Here is a 15,363-nt window from a genome sequence, read left to right as displayed (position 1 = left end):
CGTTCGGCCGCGCAGCGGTGGTGAAATCAGAACTCGCGGTGTGTCAGGCAGGCCATGCACGCCGGGTTGACGACCGCTGCGCGGCCGGACGCAGGCTCCGCCAGCTACTACAAAGCGCGTGGATCCAGGGCGATGTGAGTCATGCCGAGGAACGGACTGGCTTCGATGTAACGCATGGCCGACTTCATGTCCTTCCAGCCTACATAGCTCATCAGCGACTTCAGATCCCAGCCACTTTGATGTGCCCAGGTGGCAAAACCGCGACGCAAGGAGTGACTGGTGTAAAGCTCGCCGGCGATACCTGCTCGCGCCAACGCCTGGCGCAATAACGGAATCACGCTGTTGGCGTGCAATCCCTCCTCGCCCACATGCCCCCAGCGGTCAATGCCACGGAACACCGGCCCCCGCACCAGTGCCGCCTCGGTAATCCAGTCGATGTAAGCCTGCACCGGACACAAGCGTTGCAAGGCCGGTGTCTGATACGTCTTGCCGAGGTTGTCGCGATCACTCTTGCTGCGCGGCAGATAAAGACTGATGCCGGAACCGGCACTGGCCTGCACGTGCTCCACCTGAAGCCGGCACAACTCATCACTGCGAAAGCCGCGCCAGAAGCCCAGCAGGATCAAGGCCATATCGCGCCTGGCCCGCAGTAACCCCGGTCGGTCGCCTTTGGCCCTGGCGGTCTGCACTTCTTGCTCCAGGCAACTGACCACCTGCTCCAGATGCTGAAGCTGCAAAGGTTCGGCTTGTTTCTCCTGGGCCGGGTGCAGCGCGCGAATGCCCTTGAACACCTTGCGCACCACCGGCGCCTTGGTGGGATCGGCAAAACCCTGGCTGTTGTGCCACTGCGCCAATGCCGACAAGCGCAGTTTCAGCGTATTGATCGACAACACCCCGGCATGGGCCACCAGGTAGCGCGCCACACTGTCGCCGGTGGCCGGCAGAAAACCGCCCCACGTCACTTCGAAGTGTTCGATGGCTGCCCGATAGCTGCGACGGGTGTTGTCGCGCGTCGCGGCTTGCAGGTAACGATCCAGCTCGGTCATGGGAGTCAACTCTTGAATTCATACCGCTTTGACGGGTCAAACACCGGTACTGGGGGTATCACACGGGGTAATACCAGTATATCCCGTGTCAGTTACATTCAACATTTAACTTTATTGATTGAATGGTACAATGTGTATTTACGTGGTACGTACCACATCATCAAAACCCGGGAGATCTCATGGCACGCGGCGGTGTAAATAAAGCGGTGGTTCAAGCCGCTCGGTTGGCGATCCTCGCCCGCGGCGAAAACCCCAGCATCGATGCCGTACGCATCGAGATGGGCAATACCGGCTCGAAAACCACGATTCATCGATACCTCAAGGAGCTCGATGACAGGGTCGAACCTGCCGAAGCGCCGTCGGAACCGATCGACGACGAACTGATGGCGCTGGTGGCGCGGCTCGCACAAAGACTCAAGGAGCAGGCGCAGGAGCCCATCGACCAGGCGCGCGCGCAGTACGAAGAACAACGCAAGGCGCTGGAAAACCAACTCGGCGAAGCGCAAGAGTCCAACAGCGAACTGCACCAGCAATACGAATTCCAAAGCCTGGCGCTGACCCAGGAATCCGAGACCCTGCAAGAAACCCGCGCCCTGCTGCAAACGGAGCAGACCCGCAACGCCGGGCTGAACCAGGCGCTGGCCGATTTCGAATTGCGCTTGAAAGACAAGGACGAGCAGATCCGCTCCCTTGAAGAAAAACACCTGCACACTCGCGATGCGCTCGAGCACTACCGCAATGCGGTCAAGGAACAGCGCGAACAGGAAATGAGTCGCCACGAAGGACAGGTGCAACAGCTACAGATGGAACTGCGCCAGGCACAACAAAGCGCGCTGGTACGCCAGGATGAAATCACCCAGTTGCACCGCGACAACGAACGCTTGCTGACTGAAAACCGCGGCACGTTGCGCGAGCTGAGCCTGCTGCAAGAACAGCTCAAGCAAAGCAATACCCGCCAGGATCAGTTACTGGAACAGGCCACCCGCGTCGACGGCGAGCGCACCCTCCTCCAGGAACGCCTGCGCGTCGCCCTGCTGGAAAGCCAGGCACTCAAACAGAACGTCGACGAGCAGTCGCAGCTCAACAGGTCACTGGAAATGGATCTGGCCAAGACCCGGGCGGATCTGGAAGAACGCGTGCGTCTGGCCGCCAACCTCGCGGCAGCGGCAGACGCAACGAAGGACGACTAGCCGGCGACCGGCGTACGCATGGTGACGAACTCTTCGGCGGCCGTCGGGTGCACCCCGATGGTTTCGTCGAAGTCGCGCTTGGTGGCCCCGGCCTTCAAGGCGATCGCCAGGCCCTGGACGATTTCACCGGCGTCCGGGCCGACCATGTGGCAACCCAGGACCTTGTCGGTCCTGGCGTCCACCACCAGCTTCATCAGCGTGCGCTCCTGGCATTCGGTCAGGGTCAGCTTCATCGGCCGGAAGCGGCTTTCGTAGATCTGCACCTCGTGGCCGGCTTCGCGAGCCTCTTCCTCGGTCAAACCGACGGTGCCGATGTTCGGCAGGCTGAACACCGCCGTCGGGATCATCTTGTAATCCACCGGACGATACTGCTCTGGTTTGAACAGGCGCCGTGCAACCGACATGCCTTCAGCCAGGGCCACCGGTGTCAACTGAACACGCCCGATTACATCGCCCAGCGCCAGGATCGACGGCTCGGCGGTTTGAAACAGCTCGTCGACCTCGACAAAGCCTTTCCTGTCGAGTTTGACCCCGGTGTTTTCCAGCCCCAGATTGTCCAGCATCGGACGACGACCCGTGGCGTAGAACACGCAATCGGCCTCCAGTTGGCGACCGTCCTTGAGCGTGACTTTCAGGCTGCCATCGGCCTGCTTGTCGATGCGCTCGATATCCGCATTGAATTGCAGGTCCATGCCGCGCTTGGTCAATTCTTCCTGCAAATGCTTGCGCACGGAACCGTCGAAGCCGCGCAGGAACAGTTCGCCGCGATACAGCAACGTGGTCTTGGCACCCAAGCCGTGGAAGATCCCGGCGAACTCGACCGCAATGTAGCCACCGCCCACCACCAGCACCCGCTTGGGCAGCTCTTTGAGGAAGAACGCCTGGTTGGAACTGATGGCATGCTCGTGCCCCGGAATCTCCGGAATCTGCGGCCAGCCACCGGTAGCGATCAGGATGTTTTTGGCGGTAAAACGCTCGCCATTGATCTCGACCTGATGCGGGTCGACGATCTTCGCGTGACCTTCATGCAAGGTCACGCCGCTGTTGACCAGCAAGTTGCGATAAATGCCATTGAGGCGATTGATCTCGCGGTCCTTGTTGGCGATCAAAGTCGGCCAGTCGAACTGCGCCTCATCCAGGCTCCAGCCAAAACCGGAAGCCTGTTCGAAGTCTTCGGCGAAGTGCGCACCGTAGACCAGCAATTTTTTCGGCACGCAGCCGACGTTCACACAGGTCCCGCCCAGATAGCGGCTCTCGGCCACGGCCACTTTCGCACCGAACCCGGCGGCAAACCGCGCAGCCCGCACACCGCCGGAACCGGCACCAATCACATAAAGGTCAAAATCGTAGGCCATTTTCAATCTCCTCGGCAGGTGACCAGCATACCTGCAGACATTTGCCGGGCAAGCGTTGCAGTCGATATGGGGCCTGAAAATGAAAAAGCCACCCGAAGGTGGCTTTTCAATACAGTCAGATCGAAAGCAATCAGTAAGCCTTGCCCGTCTTGTAGAAGTTCTCGAAGCAGAAGTTGGTCGCTTCGATGTAGCCTTCGGCGCCGCCGCAGTCGAAACGCTTGCCCTTGAACTTGTACGCCATGACGCAGCCGTTCTGGGCCTGCTTCATCAGGGCGTCGGTGATCTGGATTTCACCGCCCTTGCCTGGCTCGGTCTGTTCGATCAGGTCGAAGATGTCCGGGGTCAGGATGTAGCGGCCGATGATGGCCAGGTTCGACGGTGCGTCTTCCGGCTTTGGTTTTTCAACCATGCTGTGTACGCGGTAGATGTCGTCGCGGATCATCTCGCCGGCGATTACGCCGTATTTGTTGGTCTCTGCCGGATCGACTTCCTGGATGGCCACGATCGAGCAGCGGAACTGCTTGTACAGTTTGACCATCTGGGTCAGTACGCCGTCGCCTTCGAGGTTGACGCACAGGTCGTCCGCCAGTACCACGGCGAACGGTTCGTCACCGATCAGTGGGCGGCCGGTGAGGATTGCGTGGCCCAGGCCTTTCATTTCGGTCTGGCGGGTGTAGGAGAACGAGCACTCGTCGAGCAGCTTGCGGATGCCGACCAGGTATTTCTCCTTGTCGGTGCCCTTGATCTGGTTTTCCAGCTCGTAGCTGATGTCGAAGTGGTCTTCCAGGGCGCGCTTGCCGCGACCGGTGACGATGGAGATTTCGGTCAAGCCGGCATCCAGTGCTTCTTCGACGCCGTACTGGATCAGTGGCTTGTTCACCACCGGCAGCATTTCTTTGGGCATGGCTTTAGTCGCTGGCAGGAAGCGAGTACCGTAACCGGCTGCTGGGAACAAGCATTTCTTGATCATATAAGTCCTTGAAAGGGCTGTGTGTACGAGTTTCGGCGCAGTCTAATCAGGCGGCGTGCACCTTACAATGCCCCGCGCTGGCTAACCGATGCCAACATAGAGAAATATTCTTGCCGATAGTTCCCTGCTGCGATGCGCAGGTCGCTGCGCAGCCTCTTATGCATAGCAGAGACTTGCGCAAATGCACGGTTTTCTACCGCCCGAAACCAACCACCATACGCCCATCGACACCCCTTGAGTGCGTTTGGCGGTATCATGGCGCGATTGAACCAGACAACGAGGCAAGTAGATGTCGGCAGTAAAAAGCGTCAACGGATTCCTGATCAATCAAGAGAAGGACGGCCAATGGTGGGTGGCCAGTGTCGCCGGTGAAAATATCGCCGGGCCTTTCCCCTCCGAAGCCCTGGCAATCGAAGTGGCCTCGGTGCTGGAGCTTGAACACCCGGAACCCAAGCGACGCGGCAAGGACAAGAGCTGATCGACGCCCGACGGGAAAAGCCCTGCCTTAGCGCAGGGCTTTTTCATGTATACCGAAAAAGAAGTGGCCTTTCGCTATAACCTTTTACCTGGGACGCTGTCTCAGCCTTAGCCCCCTCCCCTGACGATGATCAAGCCATGAATAGAGTTTTGCCTTTGCTAACGGTATTGGCCCTGAGCGGCTGCGCAACGTCGGAACCAACCTACCTGGCTAACGGAGAGCAAGGTCTGTCGATTGACTGCTCCGGGGAAGCCAATTCCTGGGCGGCGTGCTACGAAAAGGCCGATGCGTCCTGCGCGGGCACCGGCTACAAGATTGTCGGAACCGATGGCACCCCCTCGCTCCAGGAGAGCGAAAAGACCCTCGGCGCCGATGTCGGCAACTTCAAGAGCCGCAACGTCGTGGTGATCTGCAAGTAAGGCGCCGCGCCCTACATATGGATTTCGGCGAATTTGATTCCAAGCCCGCGCACGGTATCGATCAGATCATCAAGCCGGCTGAAGGACTCGACTTCATCATTGTCATCCACCAGGAAATAGCTGCGCCCGGCGCTTTTCTTGAAAAAAACGATCCATTCTCCCAGCTCCGCCGGGTTCTGAATCACGTGGGTGGCAGAGATCAAACCCTCTGCATGGCGCTCCCGGACCTGCTCTCGCTTCATGTTCGACTCCAGAAATAACGATGCCGCCAAAGCAGGGCTTGGGCGGCATCGGTGCTGATGGTCGATAGTCTATCAGCCGGAAATGCACTCGTTGGCAGCATTCTGTACGTCCTTTGGCCGCACCGGGACATTGGACATGCTCTCGTGCAGCTTGATGCTGCTGCCGCCGGAGCGTTCTTCAATGTCAAACACGGCAGACGGACCGGAGGAGAACTTGAGCGGCACGATCACGCGCAAGCCATCCTTGTGCGGCTGGATCTGCAAGGCGCCACGGCTATCGGCCAGCTTTTCGCTCAGGCATTGCGCGTATTCATGGGGCTTCTTGCCGGAAATCACGTTCATCGTCGGCAAGGACTCGTTGATCTGCGAGACGTTCGCGCAACCACTAATCGTCAATGCCATCGGCAACAACCACAAACCCCACTTCATACCAAACCTCCGATAAAGAAGCTCGGACAGCGCAACTGCAATTTTTCTCCGAGACAAACTGCTTTATCGCTCATCAAATGTGAAATAAGCGTTTTTAATTGTCGAAGCGGCCGGATAATAAGGCGTTCGGGCTGATAAACTGCGCCAATCGCCCATGCTATCGTTTTGATTTTGTAGAAAAAGCCCTTCTGGAGGCGCCCCATGAAATTTATCCATCAGCGCGAGCACCTCAATGAAGACGACATTGTCGTCATTCAATGCTCCCAAATGTGCAACATCCGCTTGATGAACGACGCTAACTTCCGCAGCTTCAAGAATGGCGGCCGTCACACCTATCACGGCGGTGCATTCGACACGTTTCCGGCCCGCATCACGGCCCCGAGCACCGGCTTCTGGAACATCACGATCGACACCGTCAACCGCCGCGCCATCAGCGTGACGCGCAAACCCACCCTGACGCACTCGATCAAAATCATTCGCCGCTCCAGCACGAAACTCAGCTGATCAGCGAACCCGAAACACAAGACAGGCAGATACAACCGTGGCCCAAACGACCAAGTACGTCATCAAATACAAACTCAACGGCGAGCGCCGCTTCGAGTTTGCCCAGCTTGAAAACGGCACCCCGGAAGAAGCCAGGGCGGCGCTGGATGCCATTCATGGACAGGACGACGTCATCAGCGAAATCAGCGTCAGCAAAGCGCTGTAACACGATCCGGAGCGACAATGGACGTCGCCTCCCGCTCGCAGTTCGACCGCAAGCAGCGGAGTGCCAGCTTTATTTTTGCCTTGCAGACTGGCCACCTCAACAACAAGAGGCCCGGCAATGAGCGAGCAATATCTGGACAGGCTGGACTGGCCCCGGCTGGAGCAGCAACTTGATCAGGACGGTTACGCCGTCATCCCGTCACTGCTGAGCCACAAGGCTTGCGAGCAGGTCAGCGCCTTGTACCCTCGAAACGAGCTGTTTCGCGCCCACGTGATGATGGCTCGCCATGGGTTCGGCCGAGGCGAGTACAAGTATTTCAGCTACCCGCTGCCGGAACTTGTGGCCCGCTTGCGTAACGCGCTTTACCCGCGACTGGTGCCCATCGCCAATCGCTGGCAGGAACAGTTGGGCTTGCCGGAGCGTTTTCCGGAAAACCATCCAGCCTTCCTCGAACGTTGCCATGCCGCTGGTCAGAACCGTCCGACCCCCTTGTTGCTGCTATATGGTCCGCAGGACTACAACTGTTTGCATCAGGATCTATACGGTGAACACGTTTTCCCGCTGCAAGTGGCGATTCTGCTGTCGGACCCGGATCAAGACTTCACCGGCGGCGAATTTGTCCTGACCGAACAGCGCCCGCGAATGCAGTCACGCCCCATGGTCATCGGCCTGAAGCAAGGTGACGGGGTGATTTTTGCGGTCAATCAGCGGCCGGTCAAAGGGACTCGCGGTTACTACCGCGTGACCTTGCGCCACGGCGTGAGTCGCCTGCACAGCGGCAAACGGCATACCCTTGGAATCATCTTTCACGATGCGTCATGAGCCCATGAATCCGCTGACTTTCGATCTGTTTGCCGATGCGGAGCCCGAGCAACAGCCCAGGCGCGAGCAGATCGGCGAACAGTCCTACGTACTCAGGGGCTTCGCCCTGCCTTGGCTCGAGCGTTTGCTGCCTGCCCTGGACGAAGTGCTGGCGGCCGCGCCGTTTCGGCAGATGGTCACACCCGGCGGTTTCACCATGTCGGTTGCCCTGAGCAGTTGTGGCACATTCGGCTGGACCACGGACCGCAGCGGTTATCGGTACACCCATGACGATCCACAAACCGGCCAGCCCTGGCCAATGATGCCCGAGGTGTTTTTCCAACTGGCACAAGCGGCGGCACTGGCAGCGGGTTTCGCCGATTTTGCGCCAGACTCCTGCCTGATCAACCGCTATGTCCCCGGGGCGAAAATGTCATTGCATCAGGACAAGGACGAACATTCCTACGCAGCCCCCATCGTTTCGGTATCCCTGGGTTTGCCGGCGATGTTTCTGTTCGGTGGTTTTGTACGCAGCGACAAAAGTCAGCGCGTTCCCCTGCTCCATGGTGACATCGTGGTCTGGGGTGGCGTGGATCGCCTGCGTTATCACGGTGTGCTGCCGATCAAGGATGGCCATCATCCGAAGCTGGGCGAGCAACGCATCAACTTCACTTTCCGTACCGCCGGATAAAGACATCGAATTTGACCGCAAGCGCCGGAGTGTGTGGCAATTGCCCCATGGTTAATGTGCAGGCAACCCCTCAATGGACTTGACGCCATGACAACCCAATCGACCAAGATCACCATCGAAAACGATCCGCGCTGGGCCGCCGTGGTCGCACGTGACCCCAAGGCTGACGGGCAGTTTGTCTATGCCGTGAAGACAACGGGCATCTACTGCAACCCCAGCAGCCTGGCGCGCTTGCCCAAACCACAGAATGTCGAATTCTTCGATAGCGCCGAACAGGCCCGGGCAGCGGGTTATCGTCCGAGCAAGCGCGCGGCGAAGGATCAGAGCGAACTCGCCGCGCAACATGCCGCCACCGTGGCCGCCGCGTGTCGCCAGATCGAAAGCGCCGAAACGCTGCCTGCGCTGGGCGAATTGGCCGAGGCGGCGGGCTTGAGCAGCTTCCACTTCCATCGCGTGTTCAAAGCCGTCACCGGCCTGACGCCCAAGGGCTACGCCGACGCCCATCGCTCACGCAAGGTACGCGAGCGACTGGCGGACGGCGGTTCGGTGACCGATGCGCTGTATGACGCCGGTTTCAACTCCAACAGCCGGTTTTATGAAGCGGCAGACCAACTGCTGGGGATGAAACCCGGGGACTACCGCGCGGCCGGTCAAAACAATGACATTCGTTTTGCCGTCGGCCAGTGTTCGCTGGGCGCGATCCTGGTGGCGCAGAGTGAACGCGGGGTGTGCGCGATCCTTTTGGGCGATGATCCGCATCAACTGGTCTGTGATCTGCAGGACAAATTCCGCCGCGCCAACCTGATAGGTGCCGATCATGAGTTCGAGCAATTGATTGCCAGGGTGATCGGCTTTATCGAGGCGCCGGCCATTGGCCTCGATTTGCCCCTGGACGTACGCGGTACGGCGTTTCAGGAGCGTGTCTGGCAAGCGCTGCGGGAGATTCCCGTGGGCAGCACTGCCAGCTACGCCGATGTCGCCCAGCGCATCGGTCAGCCAAAAGCCGTTCGCGCCGTGGCCCAGGCCTGTGGTGCGAACAGCCTGGCCGTGGCGATCCCTTGCCATCGCGTGGTGCGCAGCGATGGCAATCTGTCGGGCTATCGCTGGGGGGTCGAGCGCAAACGCCAGTTGCTGGAGCGTGAGTCGCAGTGATCAGCGATTGACATCCACCACCACGCGCCCACGCAACTGCCCGGCCAGCAAGCGTGGTGCGGCTTCGATGGCATCGCTCAAGCCGATTTCGTGACTGATCAGCGGCAACAGGTTGAAGTCCAGATCCCGGGCCAGGCGATTCCAGGCTTCCACGCGCTTGGCTTTGGGCTGGGTCACGCTGTTGATGCCGGCCAGGGTCACGCCGCGCAAGATAAACGGTGCAACGGATGCCGGAAAGTCCATGCCTTGGGCCAGACCGCAGGCCGCGACGGTGCCATTGGCCTTGGTACTGGCGCACGCGTTGGCCAGGGTGTGGCTGCCGACCGAGTCGATGACGGCCGCCCAGCGCTCCTTGGCCAACGGCTTGCCCGGCTCGGACAAGGTGGCGCGATCGATGATTTCGCTGGCGCCCAGTTGCTTCAGGTAGTCGTGCTCAGAGGTCCGTCCGGTGGACGCGACCACCCGGTAACCGAGCCTGCTCAGCAAGGCGATGGCGAAACTGCCGACGCCGCCGTTGGCGCCAGTCACCAGAACTTCGCCCTGCCCTGGCGTCACACGGTTGTGCTCCAGCGCCCGGATGCACAGCATGGCCGTGTAGCCCGCCGTACCGATGGCCATCGCCTGGGCCGCGGTAAACGCCTTGGGCAGCGGAATCAGCCAGTCACCGTTCAGGCGTGCCTTCTGCGCCAATCCACCCCAATGCCCTTCCCCTACGCCCCAGCCATTGAGCAGGACCAGGTCACCGACCTTGTAGTCCGGATGCCCGCTGGCTTCGACGACACCGGCCAGGTCGATGCCCGGCACCATCGGGAATTTACGCACCACCGGACTGCTGCCGGTAATTGCCAGGCCATCCTTGAAATTCAGCGTGCTGTAGGCAACACGCACCGTGACATTACCCTCGGGTAACTGATCGTCCTGGATCTCCTGCAGTGTGGCCCGGTAACCGCTGTCGTCTTTGTCGATCAAAATGCCTTTGAACATTACGGCCTCTCAATGGAATCAGTCTGGTGGTGGAGCCATTGAAATAACACATGGCAACGGATTGCCGTACCCGACTTTAAGCCAATCAGCCAGCCCGTCGGGCGCCGAAGAAAGCCTGGCGAACTGAAATGACGACTGGCCTTGCGCCAATCGTTGCGTTACAAATCCTGTTCTACCGTCCCTGCCCTGCTTCAACGTCGGAGAACACAGCACATGAACCCATGGCCAGATACCCGCATTCTTGACCTGCTCGGGATCGAACTGCCGATCATTCAGGGGCCGATGGCCGGTGCCACAAACTCGTCCATGGTGATTGCAGCCTGCAATGCCGGCGGCCTCGGCTCGATGCCAGCGGCGATGCTCAGCACGGATCAACTGCGCGAAGAGCTGAAAACGATCCGCCAACACACCCGGCGCCCGATCAACGTCAACTTCTTCTGTCATCAGCCTCCTGCTCCGGATGAGCAACGCGCGCAGGACTGGAAAAACCTGCTGCAACCCTACTACCAGGAACTCGGCGCCGATTTCGATGCGCCAACCCCCGTGTCCAACCGGGCGCCGTTCGATGATGCGGCCTGCCAGGTGATCGAAGAATTTCGCCCTGAAGTGGTGAGTTTTCACTTTGGCCTGCCGGAAAAATCCCTGCTCGACCGGGTCAAGGCCACCGGTGCGAAGGTACTGTCCTCGGCCACCACCGTCGCAGAAGCGGTGTGGCTGGAGCAGCATGGCTGCGATGCAATCATTGCCATGGGTTTTGAGGCCGGAGGCCATCGCGGGATGTTTCTCAGCGATGACCTGAGCAGCCAGGTGGGGACTTTCGCCCTGGTGCCACAAGTCGTCGATGCTGTGAAAGTGCCGGTGATTGCCGCTGGCGGCATCGCTGATGCACGAGGCGTCGCCGCCGCCTTCATGCTGGGCGCTTCGGCGGTGCAGGTGGGCACGGCGTACCTGTTCACCCCGGAAGCCAAGGTCAGCCCGTCCCATCACAAAGCGTTGCGCACCGCCAAGGAAAGCGAGACGGCGGTTACCAACGTGTTCACCGGTCGCCCGGCCCGGGGCATCCTTAACCGGGTGATGCGTGAACTGGGGCCCATGAGCGCCAAAGCCCCGGCCTTCCCCCTGGCCGGTGGCGCGTTGATGCCGTTGCGGGCCAAAGGTGAAGCGGACTTCAGCAACCTCTGGGCCGGCCAGGCATTTACTCTCGGCGTTGAATTGACCACCGAAGCACTGACTCGAAAACTGGCTGAAGAAGGATTAGCGAGACTGTCAGGTCGCTCCTGAGCATCAGTATCGTTAAAAGTGTATACAATTCTGCGCAACACATTCCGTTCAAAGGCAATTCGCTATATATTTATGTACATAACGATTTGCCCCTGCCGCAATTGCCTTTAACGGAGCCGTTTCATGACCATTCGTGCCTCACGTTTTGCCCCGACCTGCCTGGCGAGCCTTCTCGCCGTGTTCGCCCTCGGCTCAGCCCAGGCGGACGAAGTCCAGGTCGCTGTCGCCGCCAACTTCACCGCACCCATCCAGGCCATCGCCGCTGACTTCGAAAAAGACACCGGGCATAAACTGGTCACCTCCTTTGGTGCCACCGGGCAGTTCTACACCCAGATCAAAAACGGCGCGCCGTTCGAAGTGTTCCTCTCGGCAGACGACAGCACCCCGAAAAAACTTGAGGCCGAAGGCGACTCCGTCAAGGGTTCACGCTTCACCTACGCCGTCGGCACCCTGGCGCTGTGGTCGGCCAAGGAAGGCTACGTCGATGCCAAGGGCGATGTACTGAAAAAGAACGCCTACCAGCACCTGTCCATCGCCAACCCGAAAGCCGCGCCTTATGGCCTGGCGGCTACCCAGGTACTGGCCAGGGAAGGTCTGACCGACAAGGTCAAGGACAAGATCGTTGAAGGCCAGAACATCACCCAGGCCTACCAGTTCGTCTCCACCGGCAACGCCGAGCTGGGTTTTGTCGCCCTGTCGCAGATCTACAAGGACGGCAAGATCACCAGCGGTTCGGCCTGGATCGTCCCCGCCAGCCTGCACGACCCGATCAAGCAAGACGCTGTGATTCTCAACAAGGGCAAGGACAACCCGGCCGCCAAGGCACTGGTTGACTACCTCAAGGGGCCGAAAGCGGCAGCTGTCATCAAGTCCTACGGTTACGAAATCTAAATGTCGCTATCGAGTGCCGATTTTTCCGCCATCTGGCTGACCCTGAAACTGGCGTCCCTGACGACCGCCATCCTGCTGATTGTCGGCACTCCGATTGCGTTATGGCTGTCGCGCACCCGTTCCTGGTTGCGCGGCCCGGTCGGGGCGATTGTCGCCCTGCCCCTGGTGCTGCCACCGACGGTGATTGGTTTTTATCTGTTGCTGGCCCTCGGCCCTCACGGGTTCCTTGGACAGCTCACCCAGTCACTCGGCCTCGGCACCCTCACTTTCAGCTTTGCGGGGCTGGTCATCGGTTCGGTGTTGTATTCGATGCCGTTTGTGGTCCAGCCGCTGCAAAACGCTTTTTCCGCCATCGGCACGCGCCCGCTCGAAGTGGCCGCGACCTTGCGGGCCAATCCCTGGGACACCTTTTTCAGCGTGACGCTGCCCCTGGCCCGCCCGGGTTTCATTACCGCGGCCATTCTCGGTTTCGCCCACACCGTCGGCGAATTCGGCGTGGTGCTGATGATCGGCGGCAACATTCCCGAGAAGACCCGTGTGGTCTCGGTACAGATCTACGATCACGTCGAAGCCATGGAATATGCCCAGGCCCATTGGCTGGCCGGGGCGATGCTGGTGTTCTCGTTTGTCGTCCTGCTGGCGCTGTATTCCAGCCGTAAAACCAAAGCGGGCTGGAGCTGATCGATGATTCAAATGCGTCTGAAACTGCGATATTCAGGCTTCGCCCTGAACGTCGACCTGCAACTGCCGGGCCGTGGCGTCACGGCGCTTTACGGCCACTCCGGCTCGGGAAAGACCACTTGCCTGCGCTGCATCGCCGGCCTGGAACGGGCCGATCAAGGCTTTATCCAGGTCAATGATGAAGTCTGGCAAGACAGCGACAACAGGATCTTCGTCGCGCCGCACAAACGCGCGCTCGGCTACGTGTTCCAGGAAGCCAGCCTGTTTCCCCATCTGTCGGTGCTGGCCAACCTGGAGTTTGGACTCAAGCGCATCCCCAGGCCACAGCGTCGGGTCGACATGGCCCACGCCACCGAGTTGCTGGGCATCAGCCATTTGCTGGACCGGCACCCGCAACACCTTTCAGGCGGAGAGCGTCAGCGCGTCGGCATCGCCCGCGCCTTGCTCACCAGCCCGAAACTGCTGTTGATGGACGAACCCCTGGCGGCGCTGGATGCCCAGCGCAAGGGTGAAATCCTGCCCTACTTGCAGCGCCTGCACGACGAACTCGACATCCCGGTGCTGTACGTCAGCCACTCCCAGGATGAAGTCGCGCGGCTGGCCGACCATATCGTGTTGCTCAGCAACGGCAAGGCACTGGCCAGCGGCCCGATCGGCCAGACCCTGGCACGCCTCGATTTGCCGCTGGCAATGGGGGATGACGCCGGTGTGGTGATCGAAGGTCGCGTCAGCGCCTATGACGCCGACTATCAATTGCTCAGCCTGCAATTGCCCGACACCAGCCTGGACATTCGCGTGCCGCATACGCCGATGGACGTGGGCCAGGCACTGCGCTGCAAGGTCCAGGCGCGGGATGTGAGCCTGAGTCTGGACAATGCCGGGCACAGCAGCATTCTCAATCGCCTGCCGGTCACCGTGGTCAGTGAAATGAACGCCGATAACGCCGCCCACGTGCTGATTCGCCTGGACGCCGCCGGCACTCCACTGCTTGCGCGGATCACGCGTTATTCCCGTGATCAATTGAACGTCCATCCCGGCCAGCCACTCTGGGCGCAAATAAAAGCGGTTGCGGTGCTGGCGTAAATCCGAAGGCACGACTGCGCCGGGCAGAGGCCAGCGCCTGAACCGACGAATTGACCTGTCTATTTTTTGCACGATCAGCAATGACTTCTATAGTTGAACTGAACACGAATCCGCTGCGGAGACGCCATGGAAGACATTTTCGTCGTGAAGCGTTGCAACAAGATCATCATCCATGGCCGCCGTGAGGGTGAAGTTGACCACCTGCCACCGGATGCCGCGGTCTGGTACCGCATCGCCGATACCCGCACCCAAGGCTTTATCGGTGATGGCTACGAGGTTGAAGAGGACGCCGTGCGTGTTTGCCGTCAGTTGAACGCTAAATCACAAGTGACAGCCCGACAAGGATGACGGCCCATCGCCATTTTTTTAACGGGTCTATACTGAAAGAGTTGAAGGATCGATAACCCATTCGGCAGAAAGCTCGCTCCAGGCGGGCTTTTTGCTGCCACACACAGGTTTCTTGAACGGAGGTGTCTCCCATGTCCGAAAAAGAGTCCATCACCACCCTGCTCACCTTGCTGGATTCCCGTCAGGCTCGCTTGGCCGCGGCCTGCAAGGAAATAGCCGACTGGGTCGATCATCAAGGCGGACACCCCACCGCCCTCAGAATTCGTGATCGCCTGAACGACATCGAAAAGGACACGCCGCTGATCCGGCACACGCTGTCGTCTCTCCAGCCTGTCGACCGGCCTCTGCCTCGGTTCAGATGATCCGTCACGGATTTACGGTGCGAGGACAGGCCTGATTCGGGCAGCATGATCGATCGGTGACGACGTTTCCGAGCGTCTGGCTGCATGATTGACTTCAACCCTCTCCCACGACCCGGCCCATGCTGGGTTTTTTGTTGCCCAAATCCAATCGAACTAATGCCGATCAGTTAAGCGCTAATGCGGTCTGTAGCAGCTGCCGAGCCCGCGAGGCTGCGTTCGGCTGCGAAGCAGTCGTGAGTCCAGCTGACGCG

At 59.8% G+C, this 15,363-nt stretch carries 21 protein-coding genes; 14 read left to right on the top strand and 7 right to left on the bottom strand.

The window, feature by feature from the left end; translation table 11 throughout:
- Positions 1–107 precede the first annotated feature (107 nt).
- On the bottom strand, positions 108–1,046 hold the full coding sequence (locus tag PMI34_RS04685; RefSeq protein WP_008053033.1) for a site-specific integrase: 939 nt from the start codon (positions 1,044–1,046) through the stop codon (positions 108–110).
- A gap of 179 nt (positions 1,047–1,225) precedes the next feature.
- Here PMI34_RS04685 and PMI34_RS04690 point away from each other — a divergent pair, with 179 nt between their 5' ends.
- Entirely contained in the window at positions 1,226–2,236 is a 1,011-nt protein-coding gene (locus tag PMI34_RS04690; RefSeq protein WP_008053031.1) for a DNA-binding protein, read from the top strand.
- On the opposite strand, the gene gorA is transcribed toward PMI34_RS04690, so the two are convergent.
- Positions 2,233–3,591, bottom strand: coding sequence for a glutathione-disulfide reductase (gene gorA / locus PMI34_RS04695; protein ID WP_008053029.1), 1,359 nt, complete (start codon positions 3,589–3,591; stop codon positions 2,233–2,235). The genes PMI34_RS04690 and gorA overlap by 4 nt on opposite strands.
- A gap of 130 nt (positions 3,592–3,721) precedes the next feature.
- Positions 3,722–4,561 (bottom strand): UTP--glucose-1-phosphate uridylyltransferase GalU, encoded by an 840-nt coding sequence (gene galU / locus PMI34_RS04700; RefSeq protein ID WP_007985503.1) that lies wholly within the window; start codon positions 4,559–4,561, stop codon positions 3,722–3,724.
- 289 nt (positions 4,562–4,850) lie between these two features.
- Between galU and PMI34_RS04705 the strand changes: the two genes are divergently transcribed.
- A complete protein-coding gene (locus PMI34_RS04705; RefSeq protein ID WP_007985505.1) occupies positions 4,851–5,039 on the top strand; it encodes a hypothetical protein in 189 nt (62 codons plus the stop codon).
- Between the two features lie 137 nt (positions 5,040–5,176).
- Positions 5,177–5,458, top strand: coding sequence for a hypothetical protein (locus PMI34_RS04710; RefSeq protein ID WP_008053027.1), 282 nt, complete (start codon positions 5,177–5,179; stop codon positions 5,456–5,458).
- An 11-nt stretch (positions 5,459–5,469) separates the two neighbouring features.
- On the opposite strand, the gene PMI34_RS04715 is transcribed toward PMI34_RS04710, so the two are convergent.
- The 3 genes from PMI34_RS04715 to PMI34_RS28915 form a co-directional block, all read right to left on the bottom strand.
- Positions 5,470–5,700, bottom strand: a complete 231-nt coding sequence (locus PMI34_RS04715) for a hypothetical protein (RefSeq protein WP_008053025.1) — start codon at positions 5,698–5,700, stop codon at positions 5,470–5,472.
- Between the two features lie 72 nt (positions 5,701–5,772).
- Positions 5,773–6,129, bottom strand: a complete 357-nt coding sequence (locus PMI34_RS04720) for a hypothetical protein (protein ID WP_008053024.1) — start codon at positions 6,127–6,129, stop codon at positions 5,773–5,775.
- Positions 6,126–6,332 carry a hypothetical protein gene (locus PMI34_RS28915; protein WP_162130370.1) on the bottom strand — a complete coding sequence of 69 codons (207 nt, stop codon included), beginning with the start codon at positions 6,330–6,332 and terminating at the stop codon, positions 6,126–6,128. Before PMI34_RS28915 ends, PMI34_RS04720 begins: the two co-directional genes overlap by 4 nt.
- Here PMI34_RS28915 and PMI34_RS04725 point away from each other — a divergent pair.
- The 5 genes from PMI34_RS04725 (at position 6,331) to ada (ending at position 9,482) form a co-directional block, all read left to right on the top strand.
- Complete coding sequence (locus tag PMI34_RS04725; protein ID WP_007912251.1) at positions 6,331–6,633, top strand: DUF1883 domain-containing protein; 303 nt, start codon at positions 6,331–6,333, stop codon at positions 6,631–6,633. The genes PMI34_RS28915 and PMI34_RS04725 overlap by 2 nt on opposite strands.
- Positions 6,634–6,670: 37 nt before the next feature.
- Complete coding sequence (locus tag PMI34_RS29015; RefSeq protein WP_008053023.1) at positions 6,671–6,838, top strand: hypothetical protein; 168 nt, start codon at positions 6,671–6,673, stop codon at positions 6,836–6,838.
- Positions 6,839–6,955: 117 nt separating this feature from the next.
- The gene (locus tag PMI34_RS04730) at positions 6,956–7,660 is read left to right on the top strand and encodes a 2OG-Fe(II) oxygenase (protein ID WP_008053020.1); all 705 of its coding nucleotides are present in this window, start codon (positions 6,956–6,958) and stop codon (positions 7,658–7,660) included.
- On the top strand, positions 7,650–8,330 hold the full coding sequence (gene alkB / locus PMI34_RS04735; RefSeq protein ID WP_008053018.1) for a DNA oxidative demethylase AlkB: 681 nt from the start codon (positions 7,650–7,652) through the stop codon (positions 8,328–8,330). Before PMI34_RS04730 ends, alkB begins: the two co-directional genes overlap by 11 nt.
- A gap of 87 nt (positions 8,331–8,417) precedes the next feature.
- A complete protein-coding gene (gene ada / locus PMI34_RS04740; RefSeq protein WP_008053017.1) occupies positions 8,418–9,482 on the top strand; it encodes a bifunctional DNA-binding transcriptional regulator/O6-methylguanine-DNA methyltransferase Ada in 1,065 nt (354 codons plus the stop codon).
- On the opposite strand, the gene acuI is transcribed toward ada, so the two are convergent.
- Positions 9,483–10,466 carry an acrylyl-CoA reductase (NADPH) gene (acuI, locus tag PMI34_RS04745; RefSeq protein ID WP_008053015.1) on the bottom strand — a complete coding sequence of 328 codons (984 nt, stop codon included), beginning with the start codon at positions 10,464–10,466 and terminating at the stop codon, positions 9,483–9,485.
- A gap of 213 nt (positions 10,467–10,679) precedes the next feature.
- Here acuI and PMI34_RS04750 point away from each other — a divergent pair, with 213 nt between their 5' ends.
- The 6 genes from PMI34_RS04750 to PMI34_RS04775 all read left to right on the top strand — a co-directional run bounded on the left by PMI34_RS04750 (position 10,680) and on the right by PMI34_RS04775 (position 15,112).
- Positions 10,680–11,747, top strand: a complete 1,068-nt coding sequence (locus PMI34_RS04750; RefSeq protein WP_008053014.1) for an NAD(P)H-dependent flavin oxidoreductase — start codon at positions 10,680–10,682, stop codon at positions 11,745–11,747.
- Positions 11,748–11,870: 123 nt separating this feature from the next.
- Complete coding sequence (modA, locus tag PMI34_RS04755) at positions 11,871–12,638, top strand: molybdate ABC transporter substrate-binding protein (RefSeq protein ID WP_008053013.1); 768 nt, start codon at positions 11,871–11,873, stop codon at positions 12,636–12,638.
- On the top strand, positions 12,639–13,319 hold the full coding sequence (gene modB, locus PMI34_RS04760) for a molybdate ABC transporter permease subunit (protein ID WP_008053012.1): 681 nt from the start codon (positions 12,639–12,641) through the stop codon (positions 13,317–13,319).
- Between the two features lie 3 nt (positions 13,320–13,322).
- Complete coding sequence (gene modC, locus PMI34_RS04765; protein WP_008053011.1) at positions 13,323–14,402, top strand: molybdenum ABC transporter ATP-binding protein; 1,080 nt, start codon at positions 13,323–13,325, stop codon at positions 14,400–14,402.
- Between the two features lie 126 nt (positions 14,403–14,528).
- Entirely contained in the window at positions 14,529–14,750 is a 222-nt protein-coding gene (locus tag PMI34_RS04770; protein WP_008053010.1) for a hypothetical protein, read from the top strand.
- Positions 14,751–14,881: 131 nt separating this feature from the next.
- Positions 14,882–15,112, top strand: a complete 231-nt coding sequence (locus PMI34_RS04775; protein WP_007975977.1) for a hypothetical protein — start codon at positions 14,882–14,884, stop codon at positions 15,110–15,112.
- The last annotated feature ends 251 nt before the right edge of the window (positions 15,113–15,363 follow it).

Source organism: Pseudomonas sp. GM74 (genome assembly GCF_000282455.1).
In the GTDB taxonomy this organism is placed as follows: domain Bacteria; phylum Pseudomonadota; class Gammaproteobacteria; order Pseudomonadales; family Pseudomonadaceae; genus Aquipseudomonas.
Note: the sequence above shows the minus strand (reverse complement) of the source record. Positions and strands in the feature narration are given on the sequence as shown.